15 protein-coding genes and 1 tRNA gene are annotated in these 17,361 nt (G+C 59.5%); 11 read left to right on the top strand and 5 right to left on the bottom strand.

The window, feature by feature from the left end; translation table 11 throughout:
• Positions 1-25: 25 nt before the first annotated feature.
• A complete protein-coding gene (locus AC0IXS_RS26935; RefSeq protein WP_191958028.1) occupies positions 26-2,017 on the bottom strand; it encodes a sigma-54 interaction domain-containing protein in 1,992 nt (663 codons plus the stop codon).
• A gap of 191 nt (positions 2,018-2,208) precedes the next feature.
• On the opposite strand from AC0IXS_RS26935, the gene AC0IXS_RS26930 reads away from it, so the two are divergent.
• The 4 genes from AC0IXS_RS26930 to AC0IXS_RS26915 all read left to right on the top strand — a co-directional run bounded on the left by AC0IXS_RS26930 (position 2,209) and on the right by AC0IXS_RS26915 (position 6,281).
• Positions 2,209-3,231 (top strand): Gfo/Idh/MocA family oxidoreductase, encoded by a 1,023-nt coding sequence (locus AC0IXS_RS26930; RefSeq protein ID WP_320471606.1) that lies wholly within the window; start codon positions 2,209-2,211, stop codon positions 3,229-3,231.
• Positions 3,228-4,016, top strand: coding sequence for a TIM barrel protein (locus AC0IXS_RS26925; protein WP_057408900.1), 789 nt, complete (start codon positions 3,228-3,230; stop codon positions 4,014-4,016). Before AC0IXS_RS26930 ends, AC0IXS_RS26925 begins: the two co-directional genes overlap by 4 nt.
• A 67-nt stretch (positions 4,017-4,083) precedes the next feature.
• Positions 4,084-5,010 (top strand): sugar ABC transporter substrate-binding protein, encoded by a 927-nt coding sequence (locus tag AC0IXS_RS26920; protein ID WP_471826152.1) that lies wholly within the window; start codon positions 4,084-4,086, stop codon positions 5,008-5,010.
• A gap of 191 nt (positions 5,011-5,201) precedes the next feature.
• Positions 5,202-6,281 (top strand): alpha/beta fold hydrolase, encoded by a 1,080-nt coding sequence (locus AC0IXS_RS26915; RefSeq protein ID WP_122436928.1) that lies wholly within the window; start codon positions 5,202-5,204, stop codon positions 6,279-6,281.
• Positions 6,282-6,399: 118 nt separating this feature from the next.
• On the opposite strand, the gene AC0IXS_RS26910 is transcribed toward AC0IXS_RS26915, so the two are convergent.
• A complete protein-coding gene (locus tag AC0IXS_RS26910; protein ID WP_471826150.1) occupies positions 6,400-6,528 on the bottom strand; it encodes a hypothetical protein in 129 nt (42 codons plus the stop codon).
• Between the two features lie 216 nt (positions 6,529-6,744).
• Between AC0IXS_RS26910 and AC0IXS_RS26905 the strand changes: the two genes are divergently transcribed.
• From AC0IXS_RS26905 to AC0IXS_RS26875, 7 genes are read left to right on the top strand one after another with little or no spacing between them, the layout of a single operon-like run.
• The gene (locus AC0IXS_RS26905; protein ID WP_471826148.1) at positions 6,745-7,494 is read left to right on the top strand and encodes a FadR/GntR family transcriptional regulator; all 750 of its coding nucleotides are present in this window, start codon (positions 6,745-6,747) and stop codon (positions 7,492-7,494) included.
• On the top strand, positions 7,491-8,495 hold the full coding sequence (locus AC0IXS_RS26900; RefSeq protein ID WP_471826146.1) for an ABC transporter ATP-binding protein: 1,005 nt from the start codon (positions 7,491-7,493) through the stop codon (positions 8,493-8,495). Before AC0IXS_RS26905 ends, AC0IXS_RS26900 begins: the two co-directional genes overlap by 4 nt.
• Positions 8,492-9,610, top strand: coding sequence for an ABC transporter ATP-binding protein (locus AC0IXS_RS26895; RefSeq protein WP_449123871.1), 1,119 nt, complete (start codon positions 8,492-8,494; stop codon positions 9,608-9,610). Before AC0IXS_RS26900 ends, AC0IXS_RS26895 begins: the two co-directional genes overlap by 4 nt.
• On the top strand, positions 9,607-11,109 hold the full coding sequence (locus AC0IXS_RS26890) for an ABC transporter substrate-binding protein (RefSeq protein WP_057408906.1): 1,503 nt from the start codon (positions 9,607-9,609) through the stop codon (positions 11,107-11,109). Before AC0IXS_RS26895 ends, AC0IXS_RS26890 begins: the two co-directional genes overlap by 4 nt.
• Before the next feature lie 34 nt (positions 11,110-11,143).
• Positions 11,144-12,091, top strand: coding sequence for an ABC transporter permease (locus tag AC0IXS_RS26885; protein WP_122436933.1), 948 nt, complete (start codon positions 11,144-11,146; stop codon positions 12,089-12,091).
• Positions 12,088-12,960 (top strand): ABC transporter permease, encoded by an 873-nt coding sequence (locus AC0IXS_RS26880; RefSeq protein ID WP_057408908.1) that lies wholly within the window; start codon positions 12,088-12,090, stop codon positions 12,958-12,960. The genes AC0IXS_RS26885 and AC0IXS_RS26880 overlap by 4 nt, the downstream gene beginning before the upstream one ends.
• A gap of 29 nt (positions 12,961-12,989) precedes the next feature.
• Positions 12,990-14,585, top strand: a complete 1,596-nt coding sequence (locus AC0IXS_RS26875) for a gamma-glutamyltransferase family protein (protein ID WP_057408909.1) — start codon at positions 12,990-12,992, stop codon at positions 14,583-14,585.
• 216 nt (positions 14,586-14,801) lie between these two features.
• Here the strand turns inward: AC0IXS_RS26875 and AC0IXS_RS26870 are convergent.
• The 3 genes from AC0IXS_RS26870 to uvrC form a co-directional block, all read right to left on the bottom strand.
• Positions 14,802-14,877, bottom strand: a tRNA-Gly gene (locus AC0IXS_RS26870).
• Positions 14,878-14,943: 66 nt separating this feature from the next.
• On the bottom strand, positions 14,944-15,504 hold the full coding sequence (pgsA, locus tag AC0IXS_RS26865; protein WP_004879535.1) for a CDP-diacylglycerol--glycerol-3-phosphate 3-phosphatidyltransferase: 561 nt from the start codon (positions 15,502-15,504) through the stop codon (positions 14,944-14,946).
• 32 nt (positions 15,505-15,536) lie between these two features.
• Positions 15,537-17,360, bottom strand: coding sequence for an excinuclease ABC subunit UvrC (uvrC, locus tag AC0IXS_RS26860; protein WP_025992956.1), 1,824 nt, complete (start codon positions 17,358-17,360; stop codon positions 15,537-15,539).
• Between the last annotated feature and the right edge of the window lies 1 nt (position 17,361).

The following is a 17,361-nucleotide window of genomic DNA, read 5'->3' as shown; positions in this document are numbered from 1 at the left end:
AAGCGAGGGGGTTGCGCGCAGCCAGTCATGATCGGAACGCCTCGGCCTTGAGTCCGTAGCGTTCCATCTTGTTGTACAGACCGCCGCGCGAGACCTTCAGCCGCTGGGCAGCCTGACGAATGTTGCCTCGCGTTTCCTCAAGGGCGGCGGCGATTGCGTTCATCTCATGGGCGCCAAGGTCCGGCGTTGTCCGAATCTCGGACACGATCCCCGGCGCCAGTGGGCGCAAACCTTGCCGGATTTCCAGCGGCAGGTCACTGAGCTGAACACGCTCATTCGTAGCGAGATTGGTCGCGCGCTCGATGATATTTTCCAGCTCGCGCACATTGCCTGGCCAGTGATAGCCGCACAGGGTATCCAATGCCTCCTGCGAAAAATCGCGCACAGGTTTGCGCAGCGAGCGGGCACAGCGAACGAGAAAGTGGCGCGCCAGCAAGGGCACGTCCTCGCGCCGCATTCGCAAGGGAGGCACGGTCAGGTTCAGCACGTTGAGACGGTAATAGAGGTCTTCACGAAAGGCTCCATCAGCCACCGCCTGACTCAGATTGCGATGAGTCGCCGCGATGATCCGCACGTTCACCCGTTGCGATTTCTTCGCCCCGACACGAGTCACTTCGCCTTCCTGCAGAACCCGTAGCAGACTGACCTGAGCATCGAAGGACATGTCTCCGATTTCATCGAGAAAGATTGTTCCGCCATCAGCCAGTTCGAACTTCCCTGCGGCGCCCCCGCGAGCCGAACCGGTGAAGGCGCCTTCTGTGTGACCAAACAGTTCGCTCTGCACCAGATCCCGCGGAATGGCTCCGCAGTTGACCGCCACAAAAGGACCGCCGCACCGTTCACTGGCGTTATGGATCGCCTGGGCGAACAACTCCTTGCCGGTACCGCTCTCGCCCAGGATCAGTGTCGTGGAATCACTACGACTGGCGATCCGGCCCAGATGCAGCGCGTCCTGTATCGCGCGTGAACTGCCCTGAATGGTGTCGAAGGTGTAGCTGGCCTGGCTGCCGATGATCTTGTGGGTGATATCCCGAATCCGTCTTTTCTCACGCAACGAAACAATCAGGCCACCCTGCTCCAGCGGGCAGATCGAAACCAGACACGCCAGATGACTGCGGTCATGCAACTCGAAGGTGCAATCCAGATCACGCACCCCTTCCCCGCCACGCTGCAGGATTCCATCGGTCAGCTCGCTCTGACCGAGCTGTTGAAAAGGACTGCCCAGCACATCAAGCCCGACGCGAAACAGCTGCCGGGCGTAACGATTGAGTGCTTTTATGCAGCCTTGCCCGTTCAACACCACCAAGCCCTCATTGAGCACCTCAAGCACCGCCTGCTGTTCTTCCAGCAGCGCCTGCAAAGCCATCTGCCGTGACACCGCCTCGGCTGCGGCCTGAACGGTGCCGAGCGTATGGAAATGAAACCAGCCCGGCTCTGCGGTCAGGGTCAACATCGCCAGTGTGCGCCCCTCCGTGTCCCTGATGGGTGCAGCGGCGCAGTGCATGCTCCGTTGTCGCAGGCCTGAACCGAAGTTCTCCTCGGCCAGCACATAGACCAGTCGATCTTCGGCGAGCGCCAGGCCGGTGCAGTTGGTGCCCTGTACCGACTCCAGCAATACGCTGCCCACCGGCGTGAGATCCAGCCCGCAGAAATACAGGGTCGTGCCCTGTGCGTCAGTCAGGTTGATATGACCTCTGGGGTTATAAGCCAGCAAGCCGCCCATGACCTGAGCCGCTGCGGCGATCAATGCACGATTTGTCGCCAACGCCGCATTCAACTCGCCGGGCGTGACGAAACGGTATTCGCCATCGGCCGGATCGATATCGGCTTCAACGCTGCGTAACCACGAATCCCAGATGACCTGCCTGATTTCTGCAGGCCGCTCGGTGCATCCCTCAAGGCAAGCTATCCAGGCGCTTTTCAGCGCCTCGCTCGGCCCGGCGTTCATTGAGGCCGGACCGAGTGCAGTGAGGTAATCGCGGTCCTCCGCACTGAGAATCATCGGCTGTGGGCTCATCGCTCATCTCGCTATGTTCATATTTTTGACATGTCAGTGTAGACATGTCTTTTAAATACACATAATTATTCAGTTTTTAAAATAATTATCTTTAAAATCAGCTACTTATTAATTGGCACAGTGATTGCTCCTGCCCTGATGCCGACCGCCCTTACCGTCGGCAAACCCAACAACAATAAAAAGGAAACGTCATGAGTACATCGCAAACGATCCGTCTGGGTCTCATCGGCGCCGGACGCATGGGTAGCTTTCACGGCCTGACCGCCGCACGGCATATTCCCGGAGCAAGTCTGACTGCCATCGCTGACCCCTCTCACGCCCACGCGACACGCCTGGCAGCAGAGCTGGGCGTGCAAAAAGTCTACTCAGACCCACAGCAACTGCTGGACGACCCGGACATCGACGGCGTTCTGATCGCCGCGCCTGCCCGCAGCCATGCCGAACTGGTGATAAAAGCCGCCCGCGACGGAAAAAGCGTCTTCTGTGAAAAACCGATGGCAATCACGCTGGACGAGGCCGACCGCGCTATCGCTGCGGCTGCCGATGCACAAGTGACCTTGCAGGTCGGCTTCAACCGGCGCTTCGCGAAAAGTTTTCGCACAGCCCATCTGGACGTTGTTGCAGGCCGAATCGGGACGCCACAGCTGCTGCGATCGCTGACTCGCGATCCGGCCCTGAATAATCCGGCCGCGTCGCCTCAGTGGGTGATCTTCCTCGAAACCCTGATTCATGACTTCGACACCCTGCGCTATCTCAATCCAGGCGCGGAAGCGGTCGAGGTGTTTGTCATGGCAGACGCCCTGATCGCCCCGGAATTCAAGGCCAACGGATTTCTCGATACCGCCGTGGTTACCGTCCGCTTCGATAACGGCGCGATTGCGGTTGCCGAGGCGAATTTCCAGGCGGTCTATGGCTACGATGTCCGGGGAGAAGTCTTTGGCAGCGCTGGCATGCTGAGCATGGGCAGTGTCAATGAGTCCGACCTGCTTCGCTATCTGGCGACCGGCGTCCAGGCTGACACCCAGAGAATGGACACCGACCTGCTGCGCGATGCCTATGTCGCCGAACTCAACCATTTCGTTGGCTGCATGCGCAGTGGCGAAAAACCTTTGGCAAGCGGCGAAGATGCACGGGCAGCCCTGGCCATTGCCCGCGCCTGCATCGAATCCTTTCAGCAAGGCAAGGCGGTACGCGTGCAAGGAGCCGCCTCATGAGCGTCACGCCCTTTAAACTGGCCGTCAGCGCTGAAATGGTATTCCTAGACCTGCCCTTCACCGAACGCGTCGAGCGTATCCATGCGCTGGGCTTCAGCGTCGAGATCTGGAACTGGACGACCACGGACATCGCGGCCCTTGTGGCCACGGGCGCAGATTTTACCTCCATGACCGGCTACATCTCCGGCAACCTGACCGATCAGGACGACATCGGTCGGTTGCTCGACTCCGCACGCGAATCACTGAGGGTCGCCGAGCAGTTGAACTGCCCGAGCCTGAACCTGCATGGCACCGGCCTGGACGCTGACGGCCTGCCGGTCAAGCCGGTCGCGCATACCACAGGGCGCATGTGGCTGAGCGCCTGCAAGACATTGGAAAAGATCGCGCGGCTGGGCGAGGACGCGGGCCGGGTGTTTCTGCTGGAAAACCTGAACACCGAGGTCGATCACCCCGGCACGCCCTTCGCCCGCGCCGAAGATACACTGGCACTCATCGAAGCCGTAGACAGCCCGTACCTGAAAATGAATCTTGACCTGTATCACGCGCAAATCGGGGAAGGAAACCTGATCGAGCTGATCCAGCGCGCCGGCAAGGCCATCGGTGAAATTCAGGTCGCGGATGTGCCCGGTCGCATGGAGCCCGGTACTGGCGAGATTCACTACCCGGCGATTGCCAGAGCATTGTCCCGCATCGGTTACAGCGGCGTGGTCGGCCTCGAGGGCTGGGCCAGCGGCGACAGCGAACGGGCACTTGAGCGTTTCCGTCACGCGTTCACGCTTGACTGAGCACGCCGCACTGAGCGCCAACGCTTGTCAGTGAAGGTCTACCCATAACAACAAAAGGAACACCGTCATGCGCATTTACACACTGCTGCTCGCTACGCTGCTGACCCTGTTCAGCCACTGGGCCGCCGCCAGTTACCGCATCGGGGTCAGTATCGCCAGAGTTGACGATAACTTCATGACCTATGTGCGTAACGGTCTGGATGACGCCGCCAGGCAGGAGAACGTCCAGATCCAGTTCGAGGACGCACAGGGCGATGTGGTTCGCCAGCTCAATCAGGTTCAGGGATTTCTCAATCAAAAAGTCGATGCAGTCATCGTCCTGCCCGTCGACACTTCCGCCACAGCGAGCATGACCCGCGCTGCGGTGGCAGCAAAAATTCCGTTGGTGTACGTCAATCGTCACCCGGACGAACGCAAGCTGCCCACAGGGGTGGTCACGGTCGCGTCCAACGATATCGAGGCCGGGCAACTGCAAATGCGTTATCTGGCTGAAAAGCTGGGAGGCAAAGGCACCCTCGCAATCATCATGGGCGACCTGGCGCAAAACGCCACGCATGACCGTACCGAAGGCGTCAAACAGATCCTCAAGGACTACCCGAACATAAAGGTCGTTGAACAGCAAAGTGCCGAGTGGCAACGCAGCAAGGGAATGGACCTGACCAGCAACTGGCTGCTCGCAGGCAGCCGTTTCGACGCGATCATTGCCAATAACGACGAGATGGCAATCGGCGCAGCCATGGCCCTGCAGCAGGCAGGCAAGGCAAAGGGCGAGGTTGCGATTGTCGGTATCGACGGCCTGCCTGACGGTCTGGCAGCGATCAAACGCGGGATGCTGGTTGCGTCGGTCTTTCAGGACCCCAAGGCCCAGGCCGCCAGTGCGATGCAGTCAGCGATCAAGATGATCAAGGGTGAGCCAGTCACAGCTGACGTGTGGGTGCCTTTTCAATTGATCACGCCAGAAAATCTGGCGACGTTCGAGCAGCGCTATAAGTAGCCCGCTCGACTTCTGGTCTATGGCACCTGGCGGTTTACCCCAGAAACGAAAAAAGGACCTAAGGTCCTTTTTTCGTTGCCCAATGTTAATCATTGTTAACTGAAAAACAGCTTCACAAAATACGATCACAGGAGGAGTATCCGTCCGGCACGCATACAACCTGACAATAAAAACCAGACAGGATACCTTTCATGCAGCGCTCCGCCTTGCGCCCTGCCACCGGGCTGATGTTTCTGTTTTGTCTCGCCTCCAGCCTTCACGCCGCCCCCCTCCCGGCTGCGAAAGAAGGCGACTGGGTCGCCCCCGAGTTCACCTTTCACACGGGTGAAAAACTCGCCAACCTGAAACTGCACTACATCACTCTCGGCGACCCGAAGAACCCTGCCATTCTTTTCCTGCACGGCACTTACCGGCCCGGCAGCGACATCCTGGCCAAGGATTTTGGGGGTGAGTTATTCGGCGAAGGCCAGCCGCTGAGCGCGAGCAAGTACTACATCATTTCCACCGATGGCATTGGCATGGGGCAATCCACCAAACCCTCGGACGGCCTGCGCGCCAGCTTCCCCGAATACAACTACGCCGATATGGTTCAGGCGCAGTATCGACTGGTGACCGAGGGACTTGGCGTCAAGCACCTGCGCCTGATCATTGGTAATTCCATGGGCGGCATGCAAACCTGGATGTGGGGTCAGACCTGGCCGCAGATGATGGATGCACTCGTGCCGATGGCCTCGCAACCCACGCCAATGTCATCGCGCAACTGGATGATGCGTCGGCTGCTTGTGGAATCAATCAAGCAGGATCCGGCCTGGAACAACGGCAACTACACCACACAACCGCCGTCCCTGCGCCTGGCCAACGCAATGTTCAGCATCGGCACCAGCGGTGGCAATCTGGCCTATCAGGCTGCGGCCCCTTCCCGGGCGCTGGCTGACAAGTACGTGGATGACCGGCTCAACTCACCACAGACGTCTGACGCCAACGACTTCATCTATCAATGGCAGTCCTCCGCCGATTACGACGCGTCGAAGGGGCTGAATAAAATCCAGGCGCCAGTGCTGGCGATAAACGCGGCAGACGACGAACGTAACCCACCGGAAACAGGGCTGCTGGAAGGCTCGCTACGAGAGATCAGGAACGCCAGGCTGCTGCTCATCCCTGCCAGCGCCGAAACCCGAGGCCATGGGACGACAAGCAACGCGAAGTTCTACAGCAAGGAACTGGAGCAGTTCATGCGGGAGACCGAAAAGCCGCACGTGGCGAACAACTGAGTCGCGGTTTGCGTAGAAATAAAAAAGGACCTTCAGGTCCTTTTTCTTAGAGGCCGTTTTGATCGCTGCCTATTGGTGTCAAAGGTGCGGCTTCCCCGCCAACGCAGGCTCTACGGCATCAGCTGGAAGGCAGACATAGAATCACCAGCACTGGAATCGCATTCCAGATCAATACCAGGCACCAGCCCGGCGCACTGCGCACGAATCGATGCACAATCCGCATCAGCGACAAAATTGGTTCAATCATCCACGAACCAATTCCCTTTCATCCCCTGAACATGCCGACGAATCTTTGCTTATTGGCCCCTGCCTCCGCGACTTCTGAGTAATAGCCTGGCACATGGCGCCAATCCCTGTGTGAACCAATTTTGATTGGCATCGCTCTTGCACTTGCACCTTTGCCTCGATCTCCTGCCTACAGGCAGCTCGGAGCGTACGTTTATGGACTGCCGCGAGTACCAGGATGCAAAGGTTCGACCCCGACACCTCCATCGACGCCCGCATCGACAACACGTCGAAACTGGCGCTGGATGCCTTGCGGCAGATGGTCGCGCAACATGCTGCCTTCCCGCAGCGGGCATTGCCGACCGAACGGGATCTGGCCGCCGATTTTGGCGTCAGTCGCCGGGCGATCCGGCGGGCGCTGGCGGTACTGGAAGCCGAAGGGCAGATCTGGCGGCGTCAGGGCAAAGGAACCTTCGTCGGCCCTACTCCGCCCAGTGCGGCCATGAGCTTTGCCCGGTTGTCCGGACGGACCAATTTCAGCGAGGTGATGGAGGCGCGCCTGCATCTGGAACCGGCACTGGCTTCCCTGGCGGCGGTTCGAGCCAACGGCGACCAGATGGCAATCTTGCGCCGCCTTGCCGAACGCACCAGACACCAACAGGCCACCGAGCCTGCCGATGCCGAGGGCATTGAGCTGTGGGACAGCGCCCTGCATCGCGCAATCGCCGAGGCCGCAGGTAACCGCCTGATGCTGGATATCTTTGAAATGCTCGATGCGATCCGGCTCGACCCGGCATGGCGTGACCTGCGTCAGCGGGCTCGTAACGCAGACCGCCTCGACAACTACAGCCACGACCACAACGACATTGTCGGCGCTATAGAAAGCCGTGATCCGATCAAAGCAGCCGCAGCCATGCGTGGCCATTTGCGCGCGTTGCAACAGGCGCTGGACACCGTCATCAACCAAGATCTGGAGGCAAGCTCATGAGCACCACAACTCAGGCTATCGACACGGTATTGAGTGTCAGCAACTTGACCGTGTGCTTTGCAGGCGCACCCGCCAATGTCGTGGATGGCGTCTCGTTCTCGGTCCAGCGCGGCAAGACCCTGGCCATCGTTGGAGAGTCAGGATGCGGTAAAAGCGTTACGTCCATGGCGCTGATGGGCTTACTGCCTGACACCGCCAGGATCACCGCCCGTACCTCCGCCCTGCTCGATGAAGCCTTGCTGGGCATGTCCGACGAGCGCTTGCTGGATGTGCGCGGCAACCGTATGGCGATGATTTTCCAGGAGCCCATGACCTCCTTGAACCCGGTCTTCACCATTGGCGAGCAGATCGCCGAAAGCGTGATCCGCCATCAGGGCATGTCGGTCCGGGACGCCCGTCAGCGCGCGCTGCAAATGCTCGAAAAGGTCCGTGTGCCTGATGCCGCGCAACGCCTGGACGCTTACCCCCATGAGCTGTCCGGCGGCATGCGGCAGCGGGCAATGATTGCCATGGCGCTGGCCAACGATCCGGCGCTGATCATCGCCGACGAACCCACCACAGCTCTGGACGTGACCATTCAGGCGCAGATCCTGTCGCTGATCGCCAATCTGCAGTCTGAAACCGGCACGGCCATGATCCTGATCACCCACGATCTGGGCGTGGTCGCCGAAGTCGCTGACGACGTGATGGTGATGTACGCAGGGCAAGTGGTGGAAAGCGGCCCGGTAAAAACCCTATTCGATGACCCCCAGCACCCTTACACCATCGGCCTGATGGGTTCGATGCCATCTATTGGCCCGCGTGAAGGTCGCCTGGCAACCATCAGTGGTCGCGTCCCGACGCCTGCGGAGATGCCCACCGGTTGCCGATTCGCCGGGCGCTGCCCTTTTGTGATTCAGGCCTGTCACGAGGCGCGCCCAGCGCTGCTTGAGCTTACCCCCGGACATTTCGCTGCGTGCATTCGTGCGCCACTGGAACAGCATATCGGAGTCAGTGCGTGAGCCTTTCTGAACGCCACATCATTGAGGGTGCAAACCCCGAGATCATTCTCGAAGGCATCGACCTGAGCAAACACTTCGGGGTGGAAAGCGGCTTGTTTCAGCGCAAAAAGCCGCCGGTGCAAGCCGTCAATCAGGTCAATCTGTCGGTGCGCAAAGGGGAAACCCTGGCGTTGGTAGGCGAGTCCGGCTCGGGTAAATCAACCCTCGGCCGTCTGCTGCTCAACCTGCTCAAACCTACGGCAGGTGACGTCATCTATGAAGGCCGCAACCTGGCCAATCTGTCCCCGGAAAAGCTGCGCCAGGTACGGCGTGACTTGCAGATCATTTTTCAGGATCCCTTTGCCTCGCTCAATCCGCGCATGACTGTGGAATCCATCGTCGGTGAGCCTATCTGGCTGCACGACGATATCAGCCGTAGCGACCGCCAGGCCAAAGTCGCCGAGTTGCTGTGCACCGTGGGCCTCGCGCCCGAGCACGGCAACCGCCACCCTCACGAGTTCTCCGGTGGTCAGCGTCAGCGCATCGGCATTGCCAGGGCACTGGCGTCCGACCCGCGTCTGATTCTGGGTGACGAGCCTGTGTCCGCGCTGGACGTTTCGGTGCAGGCGCAAGTGGTCAACCTGCTGGAAGACCTCAAGCATCAGTTCGGTCTTACCTTGGTGATTGTCGCCCACGGCCTGGCCGTGATCCGCCACATGAGCGACCGGGTAGCCGTGATGTATCTGGGGGAAATCGTCGAACTGGCGCCGGTCAACGATCTGTTTGAAAACCCTCTGCACCCTTACACCCAGGCGCTGATGGCCGCCGTGCCGGTCAGCCATCCGGACCTGCGCCAGCCACGCCCATTGCTGGGTGGCGACATGCCGAGCCCGAGCCGCCCGCCATCGGGTTGCCGCTTCCATACCCGCTGCCCGCACGCCCGGGCGCTGTGCAAGGAAGTCGTGCCCGTGATGGAAACCGTCGAGGCCGAGCGTCAGGTGGCGTGTCACTTCTGGCGTGAAATCGCCAATGCCGGTGCAGGCACCCTGATTTTACCGACACCCAGCGCTGCCTATACCCAGCGCCTGAACCTGTTCAAGAACCATCAATCCCTTGCAATGGAGAGCCAGCCATGAAAATTGCACGCGTCATGACAGGAACCTTGTTATTGCTGGCTGCCAACGCCGCTTTTGCCGAGTCAATCCTGCGCATCGGCATTCAGGACGATCCTGACGGGCTTGACCCGCATCGTTCGCGTACCTATTCGGGCCGCCTGGTCTATACGGCACTGTGTGACAAGCTGGTAGATGTGAATCCGGACCTGACTTACGCTCCACAACTGGCCACTGCCTGGAACTGGAGCGAAGACGGCAAGACCCTGACCATGACGCTGCGCGAAGGGGTGACTTACCACGACGGCGAAGCGTTCGATGCTGCCTCGGTGAAGTTCAACCTGGACCGCGCCCGCACCCTGCCCGACTCCCTGCGCAAGAGTGAACTGGCCTCGGTGGACAGCGTTGAAGTGGTCGACGCCAAAACCGTTGCCATCAAACTCAAGCAAGCGGACGCCACCCTGGTCTCCCAACTTTCGGACCGCGCCGGAATGATGCTTGCGCCGAAGGCCACCCAGGGTGAGTTTGCCTCCAGACCGGTGTGCTCCGGCCCTTACAAATTCGTCCAGCGCGTGCAGCAGGATCGCATTGTGCTGGAGCGATTCGATAACTACTGGAACAAGCAGGCTTATCACTTCGACAAAGTGATTTTCCTGCCGATTCCGGACACCTCCGTGCGTCTGGCCAACCTGCGCTCCGGCGACCTGGACATCATCGAACGGGTCGCCCCCACCGACGTGAAAACCGCCAAGGCGGACAGCAAGCTGGCGGTCTACAACACTCCCGGGCTTGGCTACATGCAGTTGATGTTCAACATCAACAACGGCGAAAAGGCCAGTTCGCCGATGGGCAAAGACAAGCGCGTGCGCAAGGCATTCGAGCTGTCCATCGACCGTGACGCGATCAACCAGGTGGTGTTCGAAGGCCTGTATGCGCCAAGCGCCCAGCCGTTTCCGAAAAACAGCCCGTACTACGACAAGGATCTGCCGATCCCGACCCGCGATGTGGAAAAGAGCAAGGCCTTGCTGGCCGAAGCAGGCGTGAAGCTGCCAATGGCAGTGGACCTGAAAGTGGCCAACAACCCTATCGCACAACAGGTCGGACAGATCATTCAGGCCATGGCTGAGGAAGCGGGTTTCAAGGTCAATCTGATTGCCACTGAATACGCCACCCTGCTTAGCGAACAGCAAAGCGGCAACTTCCAGATCGGCATGAGCGCCTGGTCGGGCCGTCCTGATCCGGATGGTGACATTCACCAGTTCGTGACCTGCAAGGGCGGCCAGAATGACGGCAAATATTGCAACGCCAAACTCGACGAGCTGTTGAACAAGGCCCGTACTGTCAACGATGTTGCCCAGCGTCAGGCCCTTTACAACGAAGCCCTGCGTTTACTGGCTGATGAAATGCCGACCGCGTACCTGTATTTCGATCCGCGAATCATTGCCATGCGTAACAACGTAACCGGTTTCGTGCCAAACCCGGATGGCCTGATTCGTCTGAACAATGTCGCGTTCAAGCCATGACAGTGAATGATCGCCGCAGAAAAGAGGGTCCGGTATGCTGATGTTTATTCTGCGACGCCTGCTTAGTGCGATCCCGACACTGATTCTGGTTTCGCTCTTCGTCTTCACCCTGCAGAAACTGTTACCGGGCGACCCGGTGCTTGCCATGGCAGGTGAAGAGCGTGACCCGGCGGTGATGGAATACCTGCGCGACAAGTATCGGCTCAACGACCCGATCCCCTTGCAGTACCTGAACTGGGTCGGCAATGTCCTGACCGGCGACTTCGGCACTTCGCTGCGCACCGAACAACCGGTGACCACGCTGTTGGCGTCCAAGCTGCCGGTGACACTGGAGCTGGCGGTGCTGGCTTTGCTGATCGCGCTGCTGATTGGCATACCCACAGGGATCATTTCGGCGGTGCGCAAAGGCACTGCCGTCGACTACGGGGCCAACGTCGTGGCGTTGTCAGGAATTTCCATTCCGCATTTCTGGCTGGGGATCCTGCTGATTATGGTCTTTGCGGTGAAGCTGCAATGGCTGCCGGCATCGGGCTTTGTACCAGTGGGCGAGGACCTCGGGCAAAACCTGAAAACCCTCGTCCTGCCTGCCTTCGTGCTGGGTGCCGGGTTGTCGGGGATTCTCATGCGCCATACCCGTAGCGCCATGCTCGAAGTGTTGCGCACCGATTATGTACGTACTGCCCGCGCCAAAGGCCTGTTACCGCGCACGGTGATCCTCAAGCACGCCTTGCGTAATGCCTTGATGCCCATCGTGACCCTGACCACGTTGCTGTTCGGTGAGCTGCTTGGCGGCGCTGTGCTGACCGAGCAAGTGTTCAGCATCCCCGGCTTCGGCAAGATGATTGTCGATGCCGTGTTCAACCGCGACTACGCCGTGGTGCAAGGTGTGGTGTTGTGTGTGGCGATCGGCTTTCTGCTGCTGAACATGCTGGCCGACGTGCTGTATCGGACCATCAACCCGCGCCTGAGGACTGCTTCATGACCGCTATTGCCAGTCTGCCTCATAGCGCGCTTGCACCTCGCAGCCGCTCGCCGTTCGTGAAGAAATTCCTCGCTAACAAAGGCGCGGTGATTGGAGCGGCGGTATTACTGCTGTTTATCCTGACGGCCCTGCTGGCACCATGGATTGCGCCACACGACCCGCTCAAAGCCAACTTCCTCGCGGTCCGCAAAGCGCCGTCGCTGATTTACTGGATGGGCACTGACGAACTCGGTCGCGATCTCTTCTCCCGTCTGCTTCTGGGCGCACGTAGCTCGTTACTGGCCGGTGGTGTTTCGGTGGCCATCGCGATGGTCATCGGCGTGCCGCTTGGCCTGCTGGGTGGTTACTTCGGCGGCAAGCTGGACGCGGTCATCTCCCGTGTCATGGAAGCACTGCTGTCCTGCCCGTTTCTGGTATTGGCCATCGCGCTGGGCGCCTTCCTCGGCCCTAGTCTGACCAACGCAATGATTGCCATCGGCCTTTCAGCCATGCCGATCTTTGCCCGGCTCACCCGCGGTCAGGTGATGGCTATCAAACACGAGGACTACCTGGAAGGTGCCCGTGCGATTGGCTTGCCGGACGGCTGGATCATCATGCGCTATGTGCTGCCCAACGTGATGTCGCCCTTGGTCGTGCAAGCGACCTTGACTATCGCCTCGGCGATTCTGGCTGAAGCCAGTTTGTCGTTCCTTGGTCTGGGCCAGCAACCGCCCTCGCCTTCATGGGGTTCGATGCTCAATACCGCGAAAAACTTTATGGAACAGGCCCCCTGGATGTCGATTGCCCCTGGTGTGGCGATCTACATCACGGTCCTGTGTTTCAACCTGCTGGGGGATGGCCTGCGCGATGCGCTGGACCCAAGAGGCTAAACATTCGTCTTCTGCCGAGAGAAAAGCTTATGTTCGATGATTTGGATTACAGCCAACCCTACGCTTCGGCACGTTCGCCGGTGATGGGCAGCAACATGGTCGCCTGCTCCCAGCCATTGGCCGCTCAGGCCGGGCTGGACATGCTGCGCAAAGGTGGCAACGCCGTCGACGCAGCCATTGCTGCGGCCATGGTCCTGACCGTGGTCGAGCCCACCGGTTGCGGGATTGGCAGCGACGCCTTCGCTATCGTCTGGGACGGCAACACGTTGCAGGGCCTGAACGCTTCCGGCCGCGCGCCACAAGCCTGGACCCCTGAGTTCTTCGCAGGTCAAAGCCAGATGCCACAGCGCGGCTGGCCAGCGGTCACCGTGCCGGGCGCAGTGTCGGCCTGGGTCGAACTGTCAGCGCGTTACGGCAAACTGCCGTTCGCCACCCTGGCTGAGCCTGCCATTGGTTATGCCCGTGACGGTTATCAGGTCACGCCAATCATCGCTGAACTATGGAAGCGCGGCGCGCATCTGCTCAAGGACCAACCGGGTTTTGCCGATTGCTTCATGCCCGATGGCAGAGCGCCGAACGCCGGGGAAAAAATCCAGCTCAAGGATCATGCCCGCACGCTCGAACTGATCGCTCAGACCAAGGGTGAAGCCTTCTATCGCGGCGAACTGGCCGAGGCCATCATCGCCCATGCCAACACCCATGGCAGCGTCATGAGCCTGGAGGATCTGGCGACCCACCGCGTTGACTGGATCGATACACTTTCGGTGCCTTACGCCGGTGCTGTGGTTCATGAGCTGCCACCAAATGGTCAAGGCATCGCCACGCTGTCCGGCCTGACAATGCTCGAAGCCCTGGGGGTCGGCGAGCATCCGGTGGACAGCCTGGAAACCGTGCACCCTGTGCTTGAAGCCATGAAACTGGCCCTTGCCGACCTGGACGAGCATGTGGCGGACAGTGACCACATGCGTGTGCCTTCCGAGCATCTGCTGGACAACAACTATCTGAACGAACGCGCAGGGTTGGTCACCGACCAGGCTGCCAATCCGGGGCATGGTTCGCCGAAACCGGGCGGCACGGTGTACCTGTCGGCAGCCGATGAAAGCGGCACGATGATCTCATTCATCCAGTCCAACTACATGGGCTTCGGCTCCGGGGTGGTGGTGCCGGGTACGGGCATCAGCCTGCAGAACCGTGGCGCGGGCTTCTCTCTCGATCCGCAACACGTCAACTACGTGGCACCGCGCAAGCGCCCATTCCACACCATCATTCCTGGGTTCGTGATGAATGCCGACGGCACGCCGTTGATGTCCTTCGGTTTGATGGGCGGGCCGATGCAAGCCCAAGGGCACCTGCAGATGATGATGCGCATCCTGCGCTATAAACAAAACCCACAGGCCGCCGCCGACGCCCCACGCTGGAGGCTCGAAGAGGGTTTGAAAGTCGCCGTGGAGCGCACATTCGACCCCAAGGTAATCCAGGCTTTGCGCGCCAAAGGTCATGACATTGAGGTGGAGGAGCCCAGCGGTGTGTTTGCCTTTGGCGGTGCGCAGATCATCCAGCGCACCGCTCATGGTTATGTCGGCGGCACCGACCCACGCAAAGATGGTGTGGTGGCTGCGTACTGAAAGCACGAAGGTAGCGTTGCCTCTTTATTGAGCGGTGGTTTTTCTGTTTGTCCAACCCCTGAATCGCGGCTGCGATGTGGGAGGCGCCACTACGTCTTCGGCGTAGCGCTGTCGTGCAGCAAACTCAGTGGTTTACAGGCTGTTTGATAAGAGGACTGCAGGCATTTTCCAGGCAAAAAAAAAAGCCACTCAATCTGAGTGGCTTTCTTCTGAATCTGGAGCGGGAAACGAGACTCGAACTCGCGACCCCGACCTTGGCAAGGTCGTGCTCTACCAACTGAGCTATTCCCGCATTGTCGTGTTGACGGGCGCCATTCTAGCGATTCAAAAACTCCCGTCAAGCCCTTGATTCAAAAACTTATTTTTTTTCTGCCGTGGTTTTCAGGTGCGGCCAGGCGGCCCTCAGGTATTGCACCATCGACCACAATGTCAGCCCTGCTGCCACCAGCAGCAACGCGTAGCCCAGAATGACCCAGAACGTGATGGCTGGCGGATTACCGAGCAGGATGACCAGCGCCAGCATCTGGGCAGCGGTTTTCCATTTGCCCATGTTCGAGACTGCGACCTGAGCTCTGGCGCCGATTTCTGCCATCCATTCGCGCAGGGCGGAAATGACGATTTCGCGTCCGATGATCACCGCCGCCGGCAGCGTCAGCCACAGGTTTGCGTGAGCCTGAACCAGTAACACCAATGCAACGGCCACCATGAGCTTGTCGGCGACCGGATCGAGAAACGCACCGAATGGCGTGCTCTGCTCCAGACGACGTGCCAGATACCCATCCAGCCAGTCGGTCGCCGCAGCAAAGGCAAACACCGCGCTGGCAGCCATATAGCTCCAGTGATAAGGCATGTAGAACAACAGAATGAAGATCGGAATCAGTAAAACGCGTAGTACGGTAATCAGATTAGGGATATTCATCGGCACAACTGGCTACGAGGTGAGCGAGCATTCTACTCGCTGTGCAGGTTTGCATAAATCGACTCTGCCAGCTTTTTACTGATTCCCGGTGCTTTTGCTATTTCATCGATGCTTGCACGAGACAATTCCTGAAGACCGCCGAAGTGTTTGAGCAGGTCGCGACGTCGTGTCGGCCCTACCCCGGCCACGCCTTCAAGCGTCGAGGTACGGCGAGTCTTGCCCCGTCTGGCGCGGTGCCCGGTGATTGCAAAACGGTGCGCCTCGTCTCGAATCTGCTGGATAAGGTGCAGCGCAGGCGAGTCACCCGGCAACGTGAACTCATGGGCGGCATCGTTGAGGTACAGGGTTTCGAAACCGGCCTTGCGCGTGGTGCCCTTGGCGACCCCGAGCAGGATGAGGTCCGGTATGGCCAGTTCATTCAGCACGTCGCGAGCCATCGCCATCTGCCCTTTACCACCGTCGACCAACAGGACGTCAGGCAGCTTGCCCTCTCCGTCCTTGATGCGGCTGTAGCGTCGGGTCAGCGCCTGATGCATGGCAGCATAGTCATCGCCTGCCGTCACGCCTTCGATGTTGAAACGGCGATAATCCGCCTTGATCGGGCCTTCCGGGCCGAATACCACGCAGGAAGCAACGGTCGCCTCACCACTGGAGTGACTGATGTCATAGCACTCGAGACGCACCGGCGGTTCGTCCAGATTGAGCACCTTGGCCAGCGCTTCGAAGCGCGACGCCACATGCTGGCGATTGGCAAGACGCGCCGACAGGGCCTGTTCAGCATTGGTCACCGCCAGTTGCTGCCAGCGCGCGCGGGTACCGCGCACCCGGTGGCTGATGGTCATCTCGCGACCGCGCGACTCTTCAATTGCGTCGATCAGGGCCGGAAAATCTTCATTAACGACGTTGACGATGACTTCGCTGGGCAACTCACGGTCAACGCCACCCAGGAAATATTGGGCCAGGAAGGCCGACATGACTTCGCCAACCTCCTCCTCGATACCCACCTGAGGGAAAAAATTCTTGCTGCCCAGTACGCGACCACCGCGCACCGAGATCAGATGCACGCACGCACCGCCCGGGTTGACGAACGCAGCGACCACATCGACGTCGCCGGTGCCGCCTTCCATGCTCTGCTGATCCTGCACACGGCGCAACAAGGCGACCTGATCGCGCAGTTCGGCCGCGCGCTCGAAATCCAGGGCCATGGCGGCCTTTTCCATTGCAGCGTTCAACTCGTCGCTCAAGGCATTACTGCGCCCTTCCAGAAACATCACCGAGTGACGCACATCTTCTGCGTACACCTCAGGCTCGACCAGATCAACGCACGGCCCTTTGCAGCGCTTGATCTGGTACTGCAGACAGGGTCGGTTACGGTTCTTGAAGTAACTGTCTTCGCACTGACGCACCAGAAAGGTCTTTTGCAGCAGACTAAGACTTTCCCTGATGGCACCCGCGCTCGGATAAGGGCCAAAATACCGGCCTTTGGCTTTCTTTGCGCCACGATGGATGCTCAGGCGCGGAAACTTGCCGTCGGACAGGAACACATACGGATAAGACTTATCGTCGCGCAGCAGAATGTTGTAAGGAGGTCGCCATTCCTTGATCAGCGTCTGTTCGAGCAACAGCGCTTCGGTTTCGTTACCGGTGATGGTGGTTTCAATCTGCGCGATGCGCGCCACCAGAGCGCCAGTCTTGGGCGCGTGCCCGGTCTTGCGAAAATAACTGGCGAGGCGCTTCTTCAGATTCTTGGCTTTGCCCACATACAGAAGCCTGGCTTCGGCATCGAACATGCGATAGACGCCGGGACGACCACTGCAGGTCGCGAGAAAGGCACTTGGATCAAAGGTCTGGGTCATG

The organism is Pseudomonas sp. AC016, from assembly GCF_979253365.1.
Note: the sequence above shows the minus strand (reverse complement) of the source record. Positions and strands in the feature narration are given on the sequence as shown.

Excerpts from the sequence above, each read along its gene's own strand:
- AC0IXS_RS26930 (WP_320471606.1), top strand. The coding sequence starts at position 2,209 with ATGAGTACATCGCAAACGATCCGTCTGGGTCTCATCGGCGCCGGACGC.
- AC0IXS_RS26925 (WP_057408900.1), top strand. The coding sequence starts at position 3,228 with ATGAGCGTCACGCCCTTTAAACTGGCCGTCAGCGCTGAAATGGTATTC.
- AC0IXS_RS26905 (WP_471826148.1), top strand. The coding sequence starts at position 6,745 with ATGCAAAGGTTCGACCCCGACACCTCCATCGACGCCCGCATCGACAAC.
- AC0IXS_RS26875 (WP_057408909.1), top strand. The coding sequence starts at position 12,990 with ATGTTCGATGATTTGGATTACAGCCAACCCTACGCTTCGGCACGTTCG.
- AC0IXS_RS26910 (WP_471826150.1), bottom strand. The coding sequence starts at position 6,528 with ATGATTGAACCAATTTTGTCGCTGATGCGGATTGTGCATCGATTCGTG.
- AC0IXS_RS26890 (WP_057408906.1), top strand. The coding sequence starts at position 9,607 with ATGAAAATTGCACGCGTCATGACAGGAACCTTGTTATTGCTGGCTGCC.
- AC0IXS_RS26885 (WP_122436933.1), top strand. The coding sequence starts at position 11,144 with ATGCTGATGTTTATTCTGCGACGCCTGCTTAGTGCGATCCCGACACTG.
- AC0IXS_RS26920 (WP_471826152.1), top strand. The coding sequence starts at position 4,084 with ATGCGCATTTACACACTGCTGCTCGCTACGCTGCTGACCCTGTTCAGC.
- pgsA (WP_004879535.1), bottom strand. The coding sequence starts at position 15,504 with ATGAATATCCCTAATCTGATTACCGTACTACGCGTTTTACTGATTCCG.
- AC0IXS_RS26880 (WP_057408908.1), top strand. The coding sequence starts at position 12,088 with ATGACCGCTATTGCCAGTCTGCCTCATAGCGCGCTTGCACCTCGCAGC.
- AC0IXS_RS26935 (WP_191958028.1), bottom strand. The coding sequence starts at position 2,017 with ATGAGCCCACAGCCGATGATTCTCAGTGCGGAGGACCGCGATTACCTC.
- AC0IXS_RS26915 (WP_122436928.1), top strand. The coding sequence starts at position 5,202 with ATGCAGCGCTCCGCCTTGCGCCCTGCCACCGGGCTGATGTTTCTGTTT.
- AC0IXS_RS26900 (WP_471826146.1), top strand. The coding sequence starts at position 7,491 with ATGAGCACCACAACTCAGGCTATCGACACGGTATTGAGTGTCAGCAAC.
- uvrC (WP_025992956.1), bottom strand. The coding sequence starts at position 17,360 with ATGACCCAGACCTTTGATCCAAGTGCCTTTCTCGCGACCTGCAGTGGT.